Origin of the sequence: Sphingomonas sp. SAFR-052 (assembly GCF_051965015.1) — a bacterium.
Taxonomy (GTDB): domain Bacteria; phylum Pseudomonadota; class Alphaproteobacteria; order Sphingomonadales; family Sphingomonadaceae; genus Sphingomonas.
Map to the genome: position 1 here is coordinate 96,876 of NZ_JBQCMO010000011.1, position 18,970 is coordinate 115,845.

At 67.1% G+C, this 18,970-nt stretch carries 21 protein-coding genes; 11 read left to right on the forward strand and 10 right to left on the reverse strand.

Annotation, left to right across the window (positions count from 1 at the left end):
* Positions 1-64 precede the first annotated feature (64 nt).
* Together ACTHQV_RS16830 and ACTHQV_RS16835 are read left to right on the forward strand one after the other, a co-directional pair.
* A complete protein-coding gene (locus tag ACTHQV_RS16830) occupies positions 65-493 on the forward strand; it encodes a TIGR01244 family sulfur transferase (RefSeq protein ID WP_440491893.1) in 429 nt (142 codons plus the stop codon).
* A gap of 105 nt (positions 494-598) precedes the next feature.
* Complete coding sequence (locus tag ACTHQV_RS16835) at positions 599-892, forward strand: SEL1-like repeat protein (RefSeq protein WP_242118508.1); 294 nt, start codon at positions 599-601, stop codon at positions 890-892.
* A gap of 39 nt (positions 893-931) precedes the next feature.
* Here ACTHQV_RS16835 and topA read toward each other — a convergent pair whose 3' ends face one another.
* From topA to plsY, 3 genes are all read right to left on the reverse strand, one after another.
* Positions 932-3,514: a type I DNA topoisomerase gene (gene topA, locus ACTHQV_RS16840; protein WP_440491894.1), complete on the reverse strand. Its 2,583-nt coding sequence runs from the start codon at positions 3,512-3,514 to the stop codon at positions 932-934.
* A gap of 110 nt (positions 3,515-3,624) precedes the next feature.
* The gene (gene dprA / locus ACTHQV_RS16845) at positions 3,625-4,746 is read right to left on the reverse strand and encodes a DNA-processing protein DprA (protein WP_440491919.1); all 1,122 of its coding nucleotides are present in this window, start codon (positions 4,744-4,746) and stop codon (positions 3,625-3,627) included.
* A gap of 103 nt (positions 4,747-4,849) precedes the next feature.
* The gene (gene plsY, locus ACTHQV_RS16850) at positions 4,850-5,455 is read right to left on the reverse strand and encodes a glycerol-3-phosphate 1-O-acyltransferase PlsY (RefSeq protein ID WP_440491920.1); all 606 of its coding nucleotides are present in this window, start codon (positions 5,453-5,455) and stop codon (positions 4,850-4,852) included.
* 97 nt (positions 5,456-5,552) lie between these two features.
* Here plsY and murI point away from each other — a divergent pair, with 97 nt between their 5' ends.
* Together murI and hemA are read left to right on the forward strand one after the other, a co-directional pair.
* The gene (murI, locus tag ACTHQV_RS16855; protein WP_440491921.1) at positions 5,553-6,350 is read left to right on the forward strand and encodes a glutamate racemase; all 798 of its coding nucleotides are present in this window, start codon (positions 5,553-5,555) and stop codon (positions 6,348-6,350) included.
* 248 nt (positions 6,351-6,598) lie between these two features.
* Positions 6,599-7,843 carry a 5-aminolevulinate synthase gene (hemA, locus tag ACTHQV_RS16860; protein ID WP_440491895.1) on the forward strand — a complete coding sequence of 415 codons (1,245 nt, stop codon included), beginning with the start codon at positions 6,599-6,601 and terminating at the stop codon, positions 7,841-7,843.
* A 7-nt stretch (positions 7,844-7,850) separates the two neighbouring features.
* Here the strand turns inward: hemA and ACTHQV_RS16865 are convergent, their stop codons facing one another.
* From ACTHQV_RS16865 to ACTHQV_RS16875, 3 genes are all read right to left on the reverse strand, one after another.
* Positions 7,851-8,693 carry a GGDEF domain-containing protein gene (locus ACTHQV_RS16865; protein WP_440491896.1) on the reverse strand — a complete coding sequence of 281 codons (843 nt, stop codon included), beginning with the start codon at positions 8,691-8,693 and terminating at the stop codon, positions 7,851-7,853.
* A 65-nt stretch (positions 8,694-8,758) separates the two neighbouring features.
* A complete protein-coding gene (locus tag ACTHQV_RS16870) occupies positions 8,759-9,223 on the reverse strand; it encodes a DUF3429 domain-containing protein (protein WP_440491897.1) in 465 nt (154 codons plus the stop codon).
* A 1-nt stretch (position 9,224) separates the two neighbouring features.
* Entirely contained in the window at positions 9,225-9,692 is a 468-nt protein-coding gene (locus ACTHQV_RS16875; protein ID WP_440491898.1) for a hypothetical protein, read from the reverse strand.
* Between the two features lie 73 nt (positions 9,693-9,765).
* On the opposite strand from ACTHQV_RS16875, the gene rpiB reads away from it, so the two are divergent.
* From rpiB to ACTHQV_RS16905, 6 genes are all read left to right on the forward strand, one after another.
* The gene (gene rpiB, locus ACTHQV_RS16880) at positions 9,766-10,206 is read left to right on the forward strand and encodes a ribose 5-phosphate isomerase B (protein ID WP_440491899.1); all 441 of its coding nucleotides are present in this window, start codon (positions 9,766-9,768) and stop codon (positions 10,204-10,206) included.
* Between the two features lie 81 nt (positions 10,207-10,287).
* Complete coding sequence (gene glyA, locus ACTHQV_RS16885; protein ID WP_440491900.1) at positions 10,288-11,583, forward strand: serine hydroxymethyltransferase; 1,296 nt, start codon at positions 10,288-10,290, stop codon at positions 11,581-11,583.
* A 9-nt stretch (positions 11,584-11,592) separates the two neighbouring features.
* A complete protein-coding gene (locus ACTHQV_RS16890; RefSeq protein ID WP_440491901.1) occupies positions 11,593-11,748 on the forward strand; it encodes a hypothetical protein in 156 nt (51 codons plus the stop codon).
* A 57-nt stretch (positions 11,749-11,805) separates the two neighbouring features.
* Positions 11,806-12,267: a transcriptional regulator NrdR gene (gene nrdR, locus ACTHQV_RS16895; protein WP_440491902.1), complete on the forward strand. Its 462-nt coding sequence runs from the start codon at positions 11,806-11,808 to the stop codon at positions 12,265-12,267.
* A 196-nt stretch (positions 12,268-12,463) separates the two neighbouring features.
* Positions 12,464-13,507, forward strand: a complete 1,044-nt coding sequence (locus ACTHQV_RS16900; protein ID WP_440491903.1) for a TrmH family RNA methyltransferase — start codon at positions 12,464-12,466, stop codon at positions 13,505-13,507.
* 67 nt (positions 13,508-13,574) lie between these two features.
* A complete protein-coding gene (locus ACTHQV_RS16905; RefSeq protein WP_440491904.1) occupies positions 13,575-14,597 on the forward strand; it encodes a glycoside hydrolase family 5 protein in 1,023 nt (340 codons plus the stop codon).
* Positions 14,598-14,634: 37 nt separating this feature from the next.
* Here ACTHQV_RS16905 and ACTHQV_RS16910 read toward each other — a convergent pair whose 3' ends face one another.
* Entirely contained in the window at positions 14,635-15,357 is a 723-nt protein-coding gene (locus tag ACTHQV_RS16910) for a class I SAM-dependent methyltransferase (protein ID WP_440491905.1), read from the reverse strand.
* Position 15,358: 1 nt separating this feature from the next.
* Positions 15,359-15,790: a GtrA family protein gene (locus ACTHQV_RS16915; RefSeq protein ID WP_440491906.1), complete on the reverse strand. Its 432-nt coding sequence runs from the start codon at positions 15,788-15,790 to the stop codon at positions 15,359-15,361.
* A 94-nt stretch (positions 15,791-15,884) separates the two neighbouring features.
* On the opposite strand from ACTHQV_RS16915, the gene ACTHQV_RS16920 reads away from it, so the two are divergent.
* Positions 15,885-17,735: an AcrB/AcrD/AcrF family protein gene (locus tag ACTHQV_RS16920; RefSeq protein ID WP_440491907.1), complete on the forward strand. Its 1,851-nt coding sequence runs from the start codon at positions 15,885-15,887 to the stop codon at positions 17,733-17,735.
* Positions 17,736-17,972: 237 nt separating this feature from the next.
* Here ACTHQV_RS16920 and ACTHQV_RS16925 read toward each other — a convergent pair whose 3' ends face one another.
* Both ACTHQV_RS16925 and ACTHQV_RS16930 read right to left on the reverse strand, forming a co-directional pair.
* A complete protein-coding gene (locus ACTHQV_RS16925) occupies positions 17,973-18,266 on the reverse strand; it encodes a hypothetical protein (RefSeq protein ID WP_440491908.1) in 294 nt (97 codons plus the stop codon).
* A 121-nt stretch (positions 18,267-18,387) separates the two neighbouring features.
* A complete protein-coding gene (locus ACTHQV_RS16930) occupies positions 18,388-18,774 on the reverse strand; it encodes an acyl-CoA thioesterase (RefSeq protein ID WP_440491909.1) in 387 nt (128 codons plus the stop codon).
* Positions 18,775-18,970: the final 196 nt, after the last annotated feature.

Sequence of the window (18,970 nt, forward strand, 5' to 3'; positions counted from 1 at the left end):
GCGTTGCGCGCCTACTCCCCCGCGAAGATTTGCCTGCCCCTGCAAGCACCGCTATCCTCCCCCCATGCACATCCGCCGTATCGACGACCGCATCTCGGTCAGCCCACAGATCACCGCCGACGATGTCGCGACGCTGAAGGCACAGGGCTTCACCACCATCGTCAACAACCGCCCCGATGGCGAGGAAGCCGGCCAGCCGGACGGCGACACCATCGCCGAAGCCGCGGCGGCGGCGGGCCTCGCCTATCACGCCATCCCGATCACCCATGCCGGGTTCAGCCACCCGCAACTCGACGCGATGGCATCGATCCTGGCGGAAACGGACGGCCCGATCCTCGCTTATTGCCGCTCCGGCACGCGTTCGTGCAACCTGTGGGCGCTTGCCAGTGCGAAGGGCGGCCGCGATTCCGCCGAACTGGTCGCGGCCGGTGGTGCTGCGGGGTACGACCTGTCGGGCATCCGCCCCACGCTCGACGCACTGTCGGAGACTTAAAATCCTTTGTACCTTAACGTACGTAACCTAAGTGGTTATTCGCATTAACTAAATTGCAAGGGCCGCTGCCTCATTTCTCTGCCCGTACCAACAGGGGTTGTGGATATGGGCATTGGTTTGGAAGGCGCCCGCTTTCTCCAGGAAAGCCGGGCGGAAGAAGCGCAACGCGACACCGGCGCCGCGTGGTTCGAACTCGGCATCTGCTATTCGAGCGGCACCGGCGGCACGGTCATCGACCTCGTCGAAGCGCACAAATGGTTCAACCTCGCCGCGATGTCGGGGCTGGAGGACGCGCAGCACTGGCGCGCCGAGATCGCCTGCGACATGACGCCGCGCCAGATCGCCGACGCGCAAAAGGCCGCCCGCGCCTTCCTGCGGACCGAGGTTCGCGCGCACTGACCCGCTGCGGCCGGACGAACCGGCCGCAGGGGGACGGGTTCAGTCCGCCGCCGCCTTTTTCGGCGCGGCCTTCTTCGCAGCAGGCTTTTTCGCCGCCGGCTTGGCATCCTTCGCCGCCGCCTTCTTCGGTGCCGCCTTCTTGGCCGCGGGCTTCTTCTTGCCCTTGGCCGGCGCCGCCGCCGCACGGTCGTCGATCAGTTGCGCCGCTTCCTCGAGCGTCAGCGCGTTCGGTTCGATCGACTTCGGGATCGTCGCATTGGTCGTGCCGTCGGTCACGTAGGGGCCATAGCGCCCTTCCATCAGCTTGATCTCCGCCTCGGTCCGCGGATGCGCGCCCAGCACCTTCAGCGGCTCCTTGGCCGCACCCCGCGCCGGACGCCCGCCGCCTGCCGCCGCCTCGGCCAGCTTGACCACCGCCGCGTTCATGCCGGTTTCGAACACGTCCGCCGTCGACTGCAACCGCGCATATTTGCCGGCATGCTTCAGATACGGGCCATAGCGCCCGATCGCCGCCTCGATCGGCTCGCCCGTCTCCGGATGATTGCCGATGGTGCGCGGCAGGCTCAGCAGCTTCAGCGCCCATTCGAGATTCAGCTCGCCGATATCCTTCGGGATCGACGCGCGCTTGGCATCCTTGCCCTCGCCCAGCTGGATGTACGGCCCGAACCGTCCCGACTTGCGCTCGACCTCCAGCCCCGTTGCCGGATCCTTGCCCAGCCCTTCCGGCCCGGCATCACCGCCATCCTCGCCACCCGGCTGTGCGAAGCGGCGGGTATATTTGCACTCCGGATAGTTGGAGCAGGCGATGAACGCCCCGAACTTGCCGCCACGCAACGCCAGCCGCCCCTCGCCGCAATTCGGGCACAGCCGCGGGTCGGTCCCGTCGGCCTTTTCGGGGAACAGGTATGACCCAAGAAACTGGTCCAGCTCGGCGGTGATCGCGCTCGGCTGCTGCTCCATCACCTCCGACGTGCGCGGCTTGAAATCGCGCCAGAAGGCTTCGAGCACCGCCTGCCATTCGGCCCGCCCGCCCGACACGTCGTCCAGCTCTTCCTCCAGCCCGGCGGTGAAGTCGTAGCCGACATATTTCTCGAAAAAGCGTTCAAGGAACGCGGTCAGCAACCGCCCCGTTTCTTCAGCGAAGAACCGGTTCTTCTCGACGCGAACGTAACCGCGATCCTTCAGCACCTGGATGATGGAGGCATAGGTCGACGGCCGCCCGATTCCCAGTTCCTCCAGCCGCTTGACCAGCGACGCTTCAGAGAAACGCGGCGGCGGCTGGGTGAAATGTTGTTCGGAAACGACGTCCTTCTTGGCCGGTGCATCGCCCGAGCGCAGCAGCGGCAGGCGGCGCGAATCCTCGTCGCCCACGTCGTCGCGACCCTCTTCGTACAGCGCCAGATAACCAGGGAACAGCACGACCTGCCCCGTGGCGCGCAGGCCCGTCTGGCCAGTCTGGTCCTCGAACTCGACGGCGGTCCGCTCCATCCTCGCGGAAGCCATCTGGCTGGCCAGCGCGCGCTTCCAGATCAGGTCGTACAGGCGCGCATGATCGCCACCGCCGGCGCGGTCTTTCGAAAAGTCGGTAGGCCGGATCGCCTCATGCGCTTCCTGCGCATTCTTGGCCTTGGTCTGGTACTGGCGCGACTTGTCGGGGACATAGCTGCCGTCATAGCGGTTGGCGATCGCCCCGCGCGCGGCATCGATCGCCGATCCGTCCATCTGCACGCCATCGGTCCGCATATAGGTGATCGCGCCGTCTTCGTAGAGCGACTGCGCCACCCGCATCGTATGGCTGGCCGAGAAGCCCAGCTTGCGCGCCGCTTCCTGTTGCAGCGTCGAGGTGGTGAAGGGCGGCGGCGGATTGCGCGTCGCCGGCTTGGTCTCGACATTGACCACGGTGAAGCGGCCATCGACCACCGCCGCCTTGGCGACCTCGGCCGATCCGGCATCGCCGAGCGACAGCTTGTCGAGCTTCTTGCCCTTGAGTTTAACGAGGCGCGCGTCGAACGGCGTGCCGTCGGCCTCCATCTTGGCGACGACCGACCAATATTCCTGCGCGGTAAAGGTCTCGATCTCCCGTTCGCGCTCGACCAGCAGCCGCAGCGCCACCGACTGCACGCGCCCCGCCGACTTGGCCCCGGGCAGCTTGCGCCACAGCACCGGCGACAGCGTGAACCCCACCAGATAATCGAGCGCACGCCGCGCCCGATACGCATCGATCAGGTCGGTATCGAGGTCGCGCGGCGCCTTCATCGCCGCCAGGATCGCCGGCTTGGTGATCGCGTTGAACGTGACCCGCTCGACTTCCTTGGGCAGCGCGCGACGCTTCTTCAGCACCTCCTGCACATGCCAGCTGATCGCCTCGCCCTCACGGTCAGGGTCGGTGGCGAGGATCAGGCGGTCGGCGGTCTTGGCGAGGTCGGTGATCGCCTTCAGCTGCTTCGTCTTGTCGGCATAGGTTTCCCAATCCATCGCGAACCCCTCGTCCGGGTTCACCGACCCGTCCTTGGGCGGCAGATCGCGGACATGGCCGTAGGAGGCGAGGACGCGGTAATCGGACCCCAGATATTTTTCGATGGTCTTCGCCTTGGCGGGCGATTCGACGATGACAAGCTGCATGATGTGGCGGTCGGTCCTTGTGCGTACGTACGCGAGAGTGGGGAGCGCCGGGGGGTGGCGTCAAGTCGGGTCGGGCTGGTGACGCAGCGCCGTTACGCTTTGATGGCAGGCTATCCCCCCAGACTGACCCGCCCGCCCGCATGCCGGTCGAGCCGCCCGGCCAGTTCCAGTTCGAGCAGCACCGTCTGCACCACGGTCGTCGGGCATCCCGATTGCCGGACCAGTTCGTCGACCGCGACCGGCACCGGTCCCAGCAACCCCGTGATCCGCGTCCGGTCGCCATCGCTCGCATCGGTCGCGGCGGGTTCGGCGGCATAGCTTCTGCCCGGCGAGCGCACCGCCCGCGCGTCGATCGGGCGCAGCATTTCCGCCACGTCGGCGGCATTCTGCACCAGCGTGGCGCCGTCGCGAATCAGCGCATTGCATCCCTGCGCCCGCGGATCGAGCGGCGATCCCGGCACCGCCATCACTTCGCGTCCCGCCTCCGCTGCCAGCCGCGCGGTGATGAGCGACCCGGATCGTGGCGCCGCCTCGACCACCACCGTGCCAAGCGCCAGCCCGGCGATGATCCGGTTGCGCGACGGGAAATGGCGGGCGAGCGGCTGCGTGCCCGGCGGCTGTTCGGCGACCAGCAACCCGCGCGTCGCCACCCCCTCCTGCAACGCGGCGTTCTCCGGCGGGAAGACCACGTCGATGCCGCTGGCGATGACCCCGATCGTCGCATGGCCGATCGCGCCCTGATGCACCGCCGTGTCGATGCCGCGCGCGAGGCCGGACACCACGCAATATCCCGCCGCGCCCAGTTCCTCGGCCAGCCCGCGCGCGAACCGGCACGCCGCTGCCGACGCATTGCGCGCGCCGACCATCGCCACGCACGGCCGTGCCAGCAGCGACAGGTCGCCGCGCACGATCAGCGCGGGCGGCGCGCTGTCGATCTCGGCCAACAACGCCGGATAATCCGGATCGCCGAGCAGCAGATAGCGCCCGCCCAGCGCGCGGACGGTGGCGATCTCGCGCCGGACCGCGGCTTCGTCGGCCAGCACCGGGGCACGGCCGCCACCGCGTGCCGCGAGCACCGGCAACGCCTCGATCGCCGCGACCGCATCGCCATAGCGTTCGATCAACGTGCGAAACGTGACCGGCCCGATATTCGCCGAGCGGATCAACCGCAGCGCCGCGAACCGCGCCGCGTTCTGTTCAGCGGCGCCGGCCCGCTCCCCCACGGGTCCCAGCAAAGTAGTACTTTGCTGGGCTACCCGCACCCGGCCACCCACAGCGTATTCTGATTGGGTGGCCGGGTGGGGGAGCGGGCCGGCGCCGCCCTCATTTAAAAAGTCAGTCACGCTTGCGGCCGATCCTCGGCTCGTTGCCCGCCAACAGCCGTTCGATATTCTCGCGATGCTTCCACAGCACGATCAGCGCGAGGCCGAGGAACAGCAGCACCAGGTCGAACCGCCCGGCCCATGCCGCCGCCAGCGGCGCCGCGACCGCCGCCGACATGCCCGCTACCGAGGAAATGCGCAGACCCGCCAGCAGCCCCAGCCACACCACCGCATAGACCAGCCCGGCAAAGGGGCTGAGCGCCACGACCACGCCCATCATCGTCGCTACGCCCTTGCCGCCACGAAAGCGCAGCCACAGCGGGTAGCAATGGCCGATGAATGCCGCCGCCCCGGCGATCAGTTCCTCACCCGGAAACAGCGCCGCGACGATCCACACCGCCGCCGCCCCTTTGAACAGATCGAGCAGCAGCGTCGCCGCCGCCAGCCCCTTGCGCCCGGTACGCAGCACGTTGGTCGCGCCGATATTGCCCGACCCGATCGTGCGCAGGTCGCCCGCCCCGGCAATCCGGGTCAGCAATATGCCCCACGGGATCGATCCCAGCAGATAGCCGATCAGCAACGCCGCCGCCGGCGGGATCCAGAGTATTTCGCTCGGCAGGATAGCCCCCTGAACTTGCCGTCTGTCACGCGGAGGGTAAGGGGTTCGGCGGCGCCATGCAACGCGGGCGACTACGCCAAAGGGAGTATGCCCGGTGATGGGCCAGACGACGCAACCGATCCTGTTCTTCGATTCGGGCGTCGGCGGCCTGTCGGTGGTCGCGCCGACCCGCGCGCTGCTGCCGACCGCGCCGATCGTCTATGCCGCCGACTCGGCCGGCTTCCCCTATGGGACCAAGACCGAGGCGGAGATCGCCGCGCGCGTGCCGGCGCTGCTCGGGCGGCTGGTCGAACGCTATCGCCCACGCTTGGTCGTCATCGCCTGCAACACCGCCTCGACCATCGCCCTGCCGGTGGTCCGCGCCGCGCTCGACGTGGCGGTGGTCGGCACGGTGCCGGCGATCAAGGTCGCGGCGGAGCGATCGCGCAGCCGGGTGATCGGCGTGCTCGGGACTGAGGCGACCGTCCGCCAGCCCTATGTCGACGATCTGGCGGCGCGCTTCGCCGGCGACTGCACCGTGCTGCGCCACGGATCGGCCGCGCTGGTCGAACTGGCCGAGCACGCGCTGGCCGGCACGCCACCCCCGATTGCCGCTGTCGCTGCCGAACTCGCCGGATTGTTCGACCAGCCGGCGGGCGATCGCATCGACGTGATCGTCAACGCTTGTACTCATTTCCCGCTACTGGAGGACGCGATGCGCGCCGTCGCGCCGCAGGTCGCCTTCGTCGATGGCGGCCCCGGCATCGCCCGCCGCATCGCCGCGCTGACGGCGGGACACCCCTTCCCCGACGCCCCCTCCCCCGGACGGCTGGTCTTTACCCGGCTGGGCGACCGGGAACGCCGCGTCGCGGCGGGGCTGGAATCGCGCGGCTTCGGATCGGTCGAGGCGCTGTAGGTTCGCGCGCCGCCGTCCGTCGTCGCCCCAGCGAAGGCTGGGGCCTCCCGCGGCGAGGCGCGCGTTCTGTAACCGGGAGATCCCAGCCTGCGCTGGGATGACGTCCGCGGCCCCCTTTGCGCGAACCCCAATCCCTCCGCGCCTCCCACGCCGCCAACCACCTGAGACAAAATGTCCAAGCCGGTCGATCACGGTAACCGTTTTTATCGGCTGGAAACGTAACCTCGCAACAGGTACACCCGCGCCCCATGAGCATCGACGCAGTTCCGGCCCGCTCGGTCGATTACAACCGTGTCTTCGCACAGGCGATCGACCGCCTGCACGAGGAAGGGCGCTACCGCGTCTTCATCGATATCCTGCGCAACAAGGGCCAGTTCCCCAATGCGCGCTGCTTCGCCGGACATAACGGGCCGAAGCCGATCACCGTCTGGTGCTCGAACGACTATCTGGCGATGGGCCAGCATCCCGCGGTCATCGCGGCGATGGAGGAGGCGCTGCACGATGTCGGCGCCGGCTCCGGCGGCACCCGCAACATCGGCGGCAACACCCATTATCACATCGACCTCGAAACCGAGCTCGCCGACCTGCACGACAAGGAAGCGGCGCTGCTGTTCACCAGCGGCTATGTCTCGAACGAGGCGACGCTGTCGACCATCGCCCGCATCCTGCCGGGCTGCGTGATCTTTTCGGACGAGCTGAACCACGCCTCAATGATCGCGGGCATCCGCCATTCGGGCTGCGAAAAGCGCGTGTTCCGCCACAACGACCTCGCCCATCTCGAGGAATTGCTGGCCGCCGAAGACCCGTCGGTGCCCAAGCTGATCGCGTTCGAAAGCGTCTACTCGATGGACGGTGACGTCGCGCCGATCCACGCGATCTGCGACCTTGCCGACAAATACAACGCACTGACCTATCTCGACGAAGTCCATGCGGTCGGCATGTACGGCGCGCGCGGCGGCGGCATTTCCGAACGCGACGCCGCGGCTTCGCGCCTGACCATCGTCGAAGGGACGCTGGGCAAGGCATTCGGGGTGATGGGCGGTTACATCGCCGCCGATCGCACCGTGATCGACGTGATCCGTTCCTATGCGCCCGGCTTCATCTTCACCACCAGCCTGTCGCCGGTGCTGGTCGCCGGCGCGCTGGCCAGCGTCCGCCACCTGAAGGCGTCGACCGCCGAGCGCGAAGGGCAACAGGCCGCCGCCGCGACGCTCAAGACGCTGTTCGCCGATGCCGGGCTGCCGGTGATGGACACGACCACGCACATCGTGCCGCTGATGGTCGGCGATCCGGTAAAGGCCAAGCGGATCAGCGACATCCTGTTGCGCGAATACGGCGTCTATGTTCAGCCGATCAATTACCCGACCGTCCCGCGCGGTACCGAACGGCTGCGCTTCACCCCCGGCCCGGCGCACGACACCGCGATGATGCAGGAACTGACCGCGGCTTTGGTCGAAATCTGGGGCCGGTTGGAACTGAAAAAGGCCGCCTGACCGCGCGTCAGGCGACCACGCGGTTGCCACCGGACAGCATCGCGCCCTGCAATTTGGCGCGTGCTTCCTCGATCACCCATTGAACATCGTTGTTCTGATCCGCCACCATCGCCGCCGACGCCGTCACCTTGCCGATCGCCTCGCCCGATCCGCGCAGCTTGAACTTGCGCCGTTCGAGCAGCAGCAGCGCCTCCTCGGCCTGCGCCAGCACTGCCGATCGCGTCTGCCCCGGAATGGCGACGATGAACTCGTTGCCGGCCCAGCGGATCGCCTCATGCTCAGGAAAGGTGTTCGACAATTTGTTGACGAACGCGTTGAGAATATTGTCCCCGACCGAATTGCCATATTGCCGGTTGATCGCGACCAGCCGGTCGATACCGAACATCACCAGCACATAGCGCTGGTCCTGCGCCGCGATGTTGTCGAGCACGCGCCGCGCCCCGGTCTGGTTGAGCGCATGGGTCAGTTCGTCATGCTCGGCATCGACCATACCCCCGTGGCCGCTTCCGACCGTGGCGAGCAAGGCCGTGACCTGTTCGCGCAATGCGGCGACATCGCGCTCGGTCGCGGCCAGCCGTTCCGCGATCGACGCACCGTCCGCCGGCATTTCCGCAGCGTCGGGCTCCTGACCAGGATCGGCGATCACCGCGGCATATTGCCGGCCTAGTTCAGCGAAGCGCGCATCGTTCAAACCACCGTTGTCGATTGCCGCCCCGACATCATACGACAGTGTTCGGTACGCCTCGGACAGATGAGCGAGCGCGGTGCCATAGTTTAGCGGACTTGGTTCAAGCCGATGATATTCCAAAAATGCCAGCGCATCACGCGCCTGATCGAAATCTATCCGCATGAACCTGCAAATATGGGCAGCTAATCTAATTTTCAATCAGGCGTTTACAGGAAAACACGCTGTTTTCACGGCTGCGCCAGCAACCCGGTCAGCAGCGTCAGCGCCGCCAGCCCGACCGACAGCGGCACACGCAGCTTCATCCACCACGTCGGCACATGTCCGGCCCGGACCAGCGCCATGTCGACCAGCAGCGACCCGAGCAGTCCGGCGGCAACGATCGCCGCCGCCGACAGCACCGATGCGAACAGCACCGCTCCCGCCGCCAGCGCGACCAGGCTCGGCACCACCGCGATCGCCAGCCACAGCGTTAGCGTCGCACCACTCACCCGCGCCGATACCGCGCCCCACCACATCCCGCCCAGAAAGCTCAGGATCAGCGCGGCATAGAACAGCGCCAGCGCCAGCAACATGCCGCCCTTGGCCGGATCGATCAGCCGCACCGCGACCGCGATGATCGGCGGCAGCAGCCCGGCATAGCCGAGCACCATCGCCGCGATCGGCGGTCGCGCGACCGGAACCGGTTCGGCCATGTCAGTCACGGCAATAGCCCTCGCCCGGCTTGACCGTGAGACAGTCCGGCTTGCCCGCCAGCCATTTCAGCCCGGTCGCATCGCCGTTGCTGGGTTTCAGCGTCAGCGTCTCGCCACCGCGCTGGAAGCGGATGCCCTCGGGTACGACCGTCCCGACATAATTGCCCTTGTTGTCGAGATCATATTGCATCTCCAGCTTCACATCGCCCTGCGCCGGATCGCTGACGACCAGATACATGCCCTCGACGCCCGTCCAGCGGCCCAGATAATGGTTCGCGCCCGGCGTCGCGGTGGCGCTGGGGGTCGGTGTCGGGGTGGGGGTGACCGGCGGGGTCGGTGCCTTGGGCGCGGGCAGCGGCGTGGCGGCGCTGTTCTCGATCGCGGCCTGGGTCGCGGCTCCTTCGCTGCGCCGTTCGGATGCGCCGCATGCGCTCAACGCAAGCGCCGCGACGATGATCGTTCCACGCATCCCTTCCGTCCCTTTCGCCTTCATCGTTGACCTCAGCCTAGCGCCCGGCGATCCCGACGGCTAGAAGCGGCACATGGCCCGTATCGCACTCGCATCCGACCACGCCGCCCTAGGGCTCAAGGCAGAACTCGCCACTTGGTTGCAAGACCAGGGACACGAAGTCGCCGATCTCGGCCCCACCGAAGCGGCAAGCGTCGACTATCCCGACTATGGTTACAAGCTGGCGCAAGCAGTTAGCGGCAACGACGCCGAATTCGGCGTCGCCTTGTGCGGATCGGGCATTGGCATCTCGATCGCGGTCAACCGCGTGGCCGCTTGCCGCTGCGCACTGGTGTCCGAACCTTTGTCGGCCGCGCTGGCGCGCGAACATAATGACGCCAACGTCATCGCGATGGGCGCACGGCTGGTCGGTAGCGAAATGGCGAAGGCGTGCCTGAGCGCGTTCCTGACGACCCCGTTCGGCGGCGACCGCCACCAGCGCCGCGTCGACAAGCTCGGCAATCCGCCCGCCTGAAAACCCGATTCCCCGGGTGGCAATTATGTGACGTGGGCAGTAAAGCGCGCGCGACCTCTTTCTCAGCGGGAGCCGCGCCCCATGACCGACCAGTTCCGCCCCGACGGTTTCTTCGAAACCAGCCTCGCCGATGCCGATCCCGCCGTATTCGCAGGCGTCACCCATGAACTGGAGCGCGAGCGCTACCAGATCGAGCTGATCGCATCGGAAAACATCGTGTCGAAGGCGGTGCTGGAGGCGCAGGGGTCGGTCTTCACCAACAAATACGCCGAGGGTTATCCCGGCAAGCGTTACTATCAGGGCTGCCACCCCTCAGACGAAGTCGAGCAGTTGGCGATCGACCGTGCCAAGCAGCTGTTCGGCTGCGGCTTCGTCAACGTCCAGCCGCATTCGGGCGCGCAGGCGAACGGCGCGGTGATGCTGGCGCTGACCAAGCCCGGCGACACGATCATGGGCATGAGCCTCGACGCCGGCGGCCACCTGACGCACGGTGCCAAGGCGGCGATGTCGGGCAAGTGGTTCAACGCGGTCCAGTACGGCGTCGATCGCGAAACGCACCTGATCGATTACGATCAGGTCGCAGCCCTCGCCCGCGAGCACCGTCCGACGCTCATCATCGCCGGCGGTTCGGCCTATCCGCGCCATATCGATTTCGCGAAGTTCCGCGCGATCGCCGATGAAGTCGGTGCAAAGTTCATGGTCGACATGGCGCACTTCGCCGGCATCGTCGCCGCCGGCCTGCACCCCACCCCGTTCGGCCATGCCGACGTCGTCACCACTACCACGCACAAGACGCTGCGTGGCCCCCGCGGTGGCATGGTGCTGACCAACGACGAAGCCATCGCCAAGAAGATCAACTCGGCGGTGTTCCCCGGCCTTCAGGGCGGCCCGCTGATGCACGTCATCGCTGCCAAGGCGGTCGCGTTCGGCGAAGCGCTGCGCCCGGAGTTCAAGGACTATATCCGCGCCGTCGTCGAGAATGCGCAGACGCTGGCTGCGACGCTTAAAGATCGCGGCGCGAACGTCGTCGCCGGCGGCACCGACACCCATCTGGCGCTGATCGACCTGACCCCATTGGGCGTCACCGGCAAAGACGCCGACGAGGCGCTGGAGCGTGCGGCGATCACCTGCAACAAGAATGGCATCCCGTTCGATCCGCTCCCCCCGGTCAAGACCAGCGGCATCCGTGTCGGTTCGCCCGCCGGCACCACCCGCGGCTTCGGCACGGCCGAGTTCGCCGAGATCGGCCACATGGTCGCCGACGTGCTCGACGGCCTGCGTGCCAAGGGCGAAGCCGGGGACCCTGCGGTCGAGGCGGACGTTAAGGCTCGTGTTCGGGCGCTGTGCGAGCGGTTCCCGATCTATCCGGGTCTGTAAGGAGGTCGCATGGTGAAGGACAAATCGGTCGGCAAGAGCATGGCGAAATGGGGCGCGCTGGGCGCGGTCATCGCCATTCCGGTGCCGTTCGTCGGCCCGCTGATCGGCGCCGCCGCCGGTGCGGGTTATGCCTATTACAAGGCGAACAAGAAGCCGCGTTACTGACGCGCCGCCGCCCGTGCCGCTACACGGTGGCGCGGGCGGACTGACCCAGGAAAACCGATGCGCTGCCCGTTCTGCGCCCATGACGACAGCCAGGTAAAAGACAGCCGCCCCAGCGACGACGGCGCCGCGATCCGTCGGCGGCGGCAGTGCACCGGCTGCGGCGCGCGCTTCACTACCTTCGAACGTATCCAGCTGCGCGACCTGACCGTGGTCAAGTCCGGCGACCGCCGCCAACCCTTCGACCGCGACAAGCTGCTCCGCTCGGTCGCGACCGCCTGTCGCAAGCGCCCGATCACCCCAGCCCAGGTCGAACGCCTCGTCTCGGGCATCCAGCGCCAGCTCGAAACCACCGGCGACAGCGAAGTCCCCGCCGGCCGCATCGGCGAACTGGTGATGGAAGGGCTGCAGGGCCTAGACCCGGTCGCCTACATCCGCTTCGCCAGCGTCTACAAGGACTTCCGCGAGGCTAAAGATTTTGAGGAATTTGCCGGCACGGTTGGGGATGCGGCCAAGGGGTAGGCCCGTCACCCTCCGCCCCCCCCACCCCTCACCCCACCCCACCCCGCACCAATCCGTTCGGTTCGAGCAGCTTCGAGCCTGTCGAGAAGCGTCCGTCGAGAACGCGCCACCGAGAACACGCCACCCGGAACGCCCTTCCCCCCACCGGGTTCGGGCAGTATCGAGCGTGGCTGAAACCCGCCCGAGAAGGCCCGCCATGTTCCACGTCTACATCCTGAAATGCTCGGACGGCACCTATTACACCGGCCACACCGACGATCTCGACCGCCGCATCGCCGAGCACCAATCGGGCACGATCTCCGGCTACACTCATGACCGCCGCCCGGTCGAACTGATGTGGAGCGAGACCTTCCCGACCCGCATCGAAGCGCTGGAGCGCGAGGCGCAGGTCAAGGACTGGTCGAAGAAGAAAAAGGAAGGACTATTCCGCGGCGACTGGTCGACGATCTCGACCGCCGCCAGTTCTCGACGGACGGATCTCGACAGGCTCGATCCTGCTCGAACCGAACGGGATGGTGCGCCATCCACCCAACCCGTCATCGTCCTCGTCCGCCCGCAACTCGGCCAGAATATCGGCAAGGCCGCCCGCGCCATGCTCAACTTCGGCCTGACCGAAATGCGCCTCGTCGCCCCGCGCGACGGCTGGCCCAATCCCGAAGCCGGCCCCGCCGCCAGCGGCGCCGACAGCGTGCTGCGCGATGCCACCGTCTACGACACGGTGGCCGACGCCGTCGCCGACTGCGCGCATGTCTATGCCACCACCGTCCGCAAGCGCGGCATCACCAAGCCGGTCGTCACCCCCGAAGCCGCCGCGAGTGCGATCCGCACCGAGGCCGGCCGCTCGGCGATCCTGTTCGGCCCCGAACGCTCGGGTCTCGAAACCGACGACGTCGCGCTTGCCCGCACCATCCTGACCGTCCCGATCAATCCCGAATTCGGCTCGCTGAACCTCGCGCAAGCCGTGATCCTCGTCGCCTACGAATGGTCGAAGGGTCAGGGCCTCGCCAGCCCGCCGGTCGTCGACCTAGGCGAACCTGCTCCGCACGAGGAGCTGGAGGGCATGATCGGCCAGCTCGACGATATGCTGGAGGCCGCGCGCTTCTTCTTCCCACCCGAGCGCGCCGCCACCTCGCGCCGGACGCTGCGCACGCTGCTGACCAAGCCCGGCTGGACGTCGCAAGAGGTTCGCACCATGCGCGGCGTGCTCTCGGCGCTCGACGGGGCGAAGCGGCGGCGCTGAGCGCGATTGAACGGCGGCGCGGACCGCGATAGCTTCGCGCGTCCGCCCGATCCGAAAGATTCCACTCATGCGCTTCAAAACCCTCGCCCTTCTCGCCGCCGCGCTCACCCTGACACCGTTGTCGGCTGCCCCCGCCCAGACCACGAAGCCCGCCGAACCGGCGTGGCAGGCGGCGGCGAAGCTGAAGCGCGGCGTCAACATCATCGGCTACGACCCGCTATGGCGCGACCCCGCCAAGGCACGGTTCCAGACGAAGCATTTCGCGATCATCAAACAGGGCGGCTTCGATTTCGTCCGCGTCGTGTTGCAGGCGTTCGAGCATATGGACGCGCAGAACCGGCTGAACCCGCAGTGGCTGGCGACGCTCGACCGGGTGGTCAAGGAAGCCACCGCCGCCGGCCTGACCGTCATCCTCGACGAACACGACTTCAATCCCTGTTCGGCGGCACCCGATGCCTGCGAACCGAAACTGATCGCCTTCTGGCAGCAGATCGGCGAGCGCTATCGGGGTGCCCCGGACAGCGTGTTGTTCGAACTGCTCAACGAACCCCATGCCCCGCTCGACGCCGCGCGGTGGAATGCGATGCTGACCCGGCTGATCCCGGTCGTGCGCGCGACCAATCCCAACCGGACGCTCATCATCGGCCCGACCCGCTGGAACAATCTCGAGGAACTGCCGACGCTTGCCCTCCCGCAGGACGACCGGAACATCATCGTGACGTTCCACTCCTACGAACCGTTCCGCTTCACCCATCAGGGCGCACCCTGGGTCGAGGATATGGCAAAGGTCAGCGGCATTCCCTTCACCGCCGCCGACGAAGCGCGGATCAAGGCCGATTACGACAAGGTCACGGCATGGTCGAAGGCGAATAACCGCCCGATCCTGCTCGGCGAATTCGGCGCCTATGACAAGAGCGGCATCCCGATGGAAGCCCGCGTCCGCTACACCAGCGCCGTCCGGCGCGAGGCGGAGGCGCACGGCTTCCCCTGGGCCTATTGGCAGTTCGACAGCGACTTCGTCGTCTACGACATCGACAAGGGCCAATGGGTCGAACCGATCCGCCAGGCGCTGGCCCCGACCAAGCGATAGCGCAGCCGACCGCCCCGGTCGGCCGTCGACCGGGGCGCTATTTTGTGACCAGCGTGACGATCGACAGCCCCGGCGGCATCGGAATGCGCCCCAGCAAATGCCGTTCCAGCCGGAAGATCGCTTCGAACGCGGTGTTCAGCGGCTTGGGCGGCGGCGAATCGTCGCTGTCGTCCTTGCCGGTCAGCTTGCCCGCGACCCGCGCCGCGACGGCGGCGGGAAACAGCAGCGAGTTGAAATAACGCAGGCCGTTATGCTTCAGACCGGCATCGGCGATCGCCTTGGCCAGCGTCGCCTTCGAATAGCGGCGGTGGTGATGGTTCACCACGTCATGCGCGCTCCACATCCATTGATGCGCGGGCACGGTGACGAGGATCTTGCCGCCCGGCGCCAGCCGATCGGCCATGCCGCGGAACGTCGCGACATCGTCCTCGATATGCTCGACCACATCGAGCACCGCGATCATTTCGTACTGTGCATCGACCCCGTCGAGCGTCGGCAGCGGCGCGGTGCCGACCGGCTTGCCCAGCCGCTCGCTGGCGATCTCGCGCGCCGCCGGATCGATCTCGATCGCATCGACCGTGCCGAACCCGGCCAGCATCGGCAGGTTGTGCCCCGTCCCGCACCCGATTTCGAGGATGCGTGCCCCCGGCTTCAACCCGGCATAGCGTTCGACATAATCGGCCAGGATCTCGCGGCGGGCGCGGTACCACCAATGCGTCGAGTCGTGCGCCGCCATGCGGTCGTAAACGATGCGGTCCATCTTATCCGAATACCCATGAACGATTGAGCGCGAAGGTGGCGAAGGGCGTGACCAGCACCGCCGGGACCAGCGGCACCCAGTCGGCCATGCCGCCCAGATCGACCAACCCGAAGGTGAAGAGGGTGTTCAACACCATGCCGAACCCCTGCACCAGCAAGAACTTGACCGGCTGCTCCGCCCCGCCCGACCGCGTGCCGTGATCGCGAAAGCTCCACCGACCATGCGCGACCCAGCCGAACGCGGCGGCAACGACGAATGCCGGCACGACCGCGACGAAGGCATAGCCGGTCGGCAGGACATAGGTGACCAGCGGCAGGTACACGATCGCATAGATCACCGTCGACAGCCCGCCGACGATGCCGAACCGGATCAATTGGCCGAGCACCCCGTCCGGTATCAGTCGTTCGATCCGCGCGATCACCCGCGTGCCCACCCTTGTCCTTTGCGCGCCATCCGATACAGCGCCGCCTTTGCCACCATGGCTGGACAGCCGCCGTAGAATGCGCGGCGCGCGGGGGAAAGTAGTTTTGACCAGGCATCCCTCCTTCGCCCACGAACTCGACCGGCACTGGCTGCGCTGGCTGCTGCTCGCCTGGGTCGTGATGGCGGCATGGTTTCTGTGGCAGCGGTGGAACGCGGTTCACTGGCTGGCCCTGTCCGATACCGACGACAATATGCGGCTGATGCAGGTCCGCGCGTGGATGGGCGGACAGGGCTGGTACGATCTGCGCCAATACCGGCTGAACCCGCCGGTCGGGCTCGACATCCACTGGTCGCGGCTGGTCGACCTGCCGATCGCCGGGCTGATCCTGCTGTTCAAACCCTTTGCCGGACCTATCTGGGCCGAGCGGCTGGCGGTCGGCATCGCGCCGCTGCTGCCGATGGGCGTCGCGCTGATCGCGCTGTCGGTGACGGTGCGGCGGCTGGTATCGCCGGTCGCATGGCCGCTGGCGGTGCTGTTCCTGCTCGGCTGTTCGTCGACGCTGCTGATGTTCATGCCCGAACGCATCGACCATCATGGCTGGCAGCTCGCCTGTCTCGCCTGGACCGTCGCCGGCATCGCCGACCGCAAACAGGCGCGCGGCGGCATGGTCGTCGGCCTGTCCTCGGCCGCGTCGCTGACCATCGGCCTCGAACTGCTCCCCTATTGCGCGATGGCCGGGGCGATCGTCGCCTTGCGCTGGGTGTGGGATCGGGCGGAGGCGCGGCGGCTGACCGTCTATGGCGCGACGCTGGCCGGGGCGAGCGCGATCGGCTTCGTCGCCTTCGCCTCCAACGCCAATTATGCGATGCGCTGCGACGCGCTGACCCCGGTCTGGCTGTCGGCGGTGGTCGCCGGCGGCGCGCTGCTGGTGATGATCGCGCGCATCGGCCCGAAGGCGTGGAGCGTGCGCCTCGTGCTGACGCTGATCGCGGGCGGCGCGCTGGCCGGCGCCTTCGCGACGCTGTTCCCGCAATGCCTGCAAAGGCCCGAGGGCGTGTCGGAGGAACTGGCGCGCACCTGGCTCAACAATGTGCGCGAGGCGAAACCGCTCTACACCATGCCCGGCCGCACCATCCTGCTGATCGTCACCGGGCCGATCATCGGCCTGATCGGCGCGATCTTCGCGACATGGCGCGCACGGCGGTCGGCTGATTTCGTCGGCTGGGCGGTGGTCACGCTGTTCACGACATTCGCGGTGGCGATGCTGTTCTGGCAGATCCGCTCGGGCCCCGCCGCACAGCTGCTGGCGATCCCCGGCACCGTCGCGCTCGCATGGATGGTCGTGCCGTGGCTGTTGTCGCGCAAGAGCGCTGCGGTGCGCGTCCTCGGCACGGCGGCGCTGGTCTCGGTCCTCATCCTCGGCAACCTCGCCGTCGATCAGGTCAGCAAGCTGCTCTCGATGCTGCCCAACCGCGGCCTCGCCAAACATGTCCGCATCAAGCCGCAGGACGCCCGCACCAAGGTGATCCTCCGCGCCAGCGCCCGCTGCGCCAGCCTGCCCGCGCTACAGGCGCTGAACCGGATTCCGGCGGCGGTGATGTTCACCCATGTCGATCTCGGCCCCCGCCTGATCGTCGCGACGCATCATGACGGCATCACCGGCCCCTATCATCGCAATGGCGACGCGATCCTCGACGTGCATCACGCGTTCCAGGGCGATCCCGAAAACTTCCGCACCATCGCCCGCCGCCACGGCGCGACCTATCTGCTGACCTGCCCCAACATGGCCGAGACTACCGTCTATCGTGCCCGTTCGCCCGGCGGCTTCTACGACCAGTTGGCGCATAACAGGGTGCCGGGCTGGCTGACCCCGGTGCCGCTCCCCAAGGGCTCGCCGCTGCGGCTGTGGCGGATCGACTATGGCGGGATGGCCGGTTCGTCAGCGAATCAATGACGCCGGGACCGAAGAGCCGAGCCTCATGTTCCCGACCGTTCGTCCCGAGTATCCATTGAGCAAAGTCGAAATGGCGTATCGAAGGCCCGCCGCGGGTGCTTCGATACGGATCTTCGACAAGCTCAGCCCCTACTCAGCACGAACGGGCAGAGCGTCAGTCGCAGCCAACCACCCCAAACGCAAAACGCCCGCCCCCTTTGCAGGGACGGGCGCTTCGGACCGGGAAGGTCGTGTCGCTTAGCGGGCAGCGACCTGCTTAACCGGCGTCAGCGGCTTGGCGATGCGGAAACGGACCGGACGGCCACCGACTTCGCCCGACACGTTGCGGTCGCGCACTTCGAGGCGGAACGGCTCGCCGCTGGTGACGACGGTGCCCGACAGGACGGTCGCGCCATTGTCGGCGACGCTGCGGGTGTAATCGAACTTGTAGCCGTCACGCTCGATCTCGTTCGCCGAGGCGAGCGTCGGGATCAGCATGCCCGCGGCGACGAGGGCGACACGAAAAGCGGCGGCGGCGGCAAAGCTGCGCATGGTGTTTCTCCGGCTGTTTGGGGTTGACGCTCATGCGTCGTTTCGTTGCCGGAGATGTGCATTTTGCAGTGCAATATCGCAACTGCACAGGTTTTCACCGCAATTGCAGAAAACGAAATCGTTATTCGGGAAGGAAGCGCGTGACGACGTCACGCGCCAGCCGCGCCGGCCGCTTGGTGATTGAATCGAGCGAGCACCAGGTACTCTGCACCTCGGCCAGCACCTCCTCGCCCCGCCGGATAAGCGTCGAGAAATAGGCGCGCACCCCCTCGACCCGCTCGGCGACCACCGTCGCGACGATCGTGTCGTCGAGGAAGGCGGGCCGGCGATACGTGATCTCGTGGCGCAGCGCGACCCACAGATGCTTCGCCACTGCCTCGGCCGGCGCGACCCGTTCCCAATAGGCGACGACCGCGTCCTGTACCCACGACAGGTACACCGCATTGTTGACGTGCCCCATATGGTCGATGTCGCCCGGCGCGACGGCGAGCGGATGCTGATGTGCCATGGGGCAAGGTTGGGCGCTGCTGACACCTGAGTCAACAATTCCGGCGCCACCGATCGTCCGACCATGTCGCCGCTGCGATGCGGTCGGTGTCGGGCAATCCCCGTTCCGGGCACCAGCGCATACGATTGCAGTAGGCCTCAACCCCCTCTACACCGCCGCCGAACCGTGCGAAAAGCACGGAGCGATGGAGAGCGCA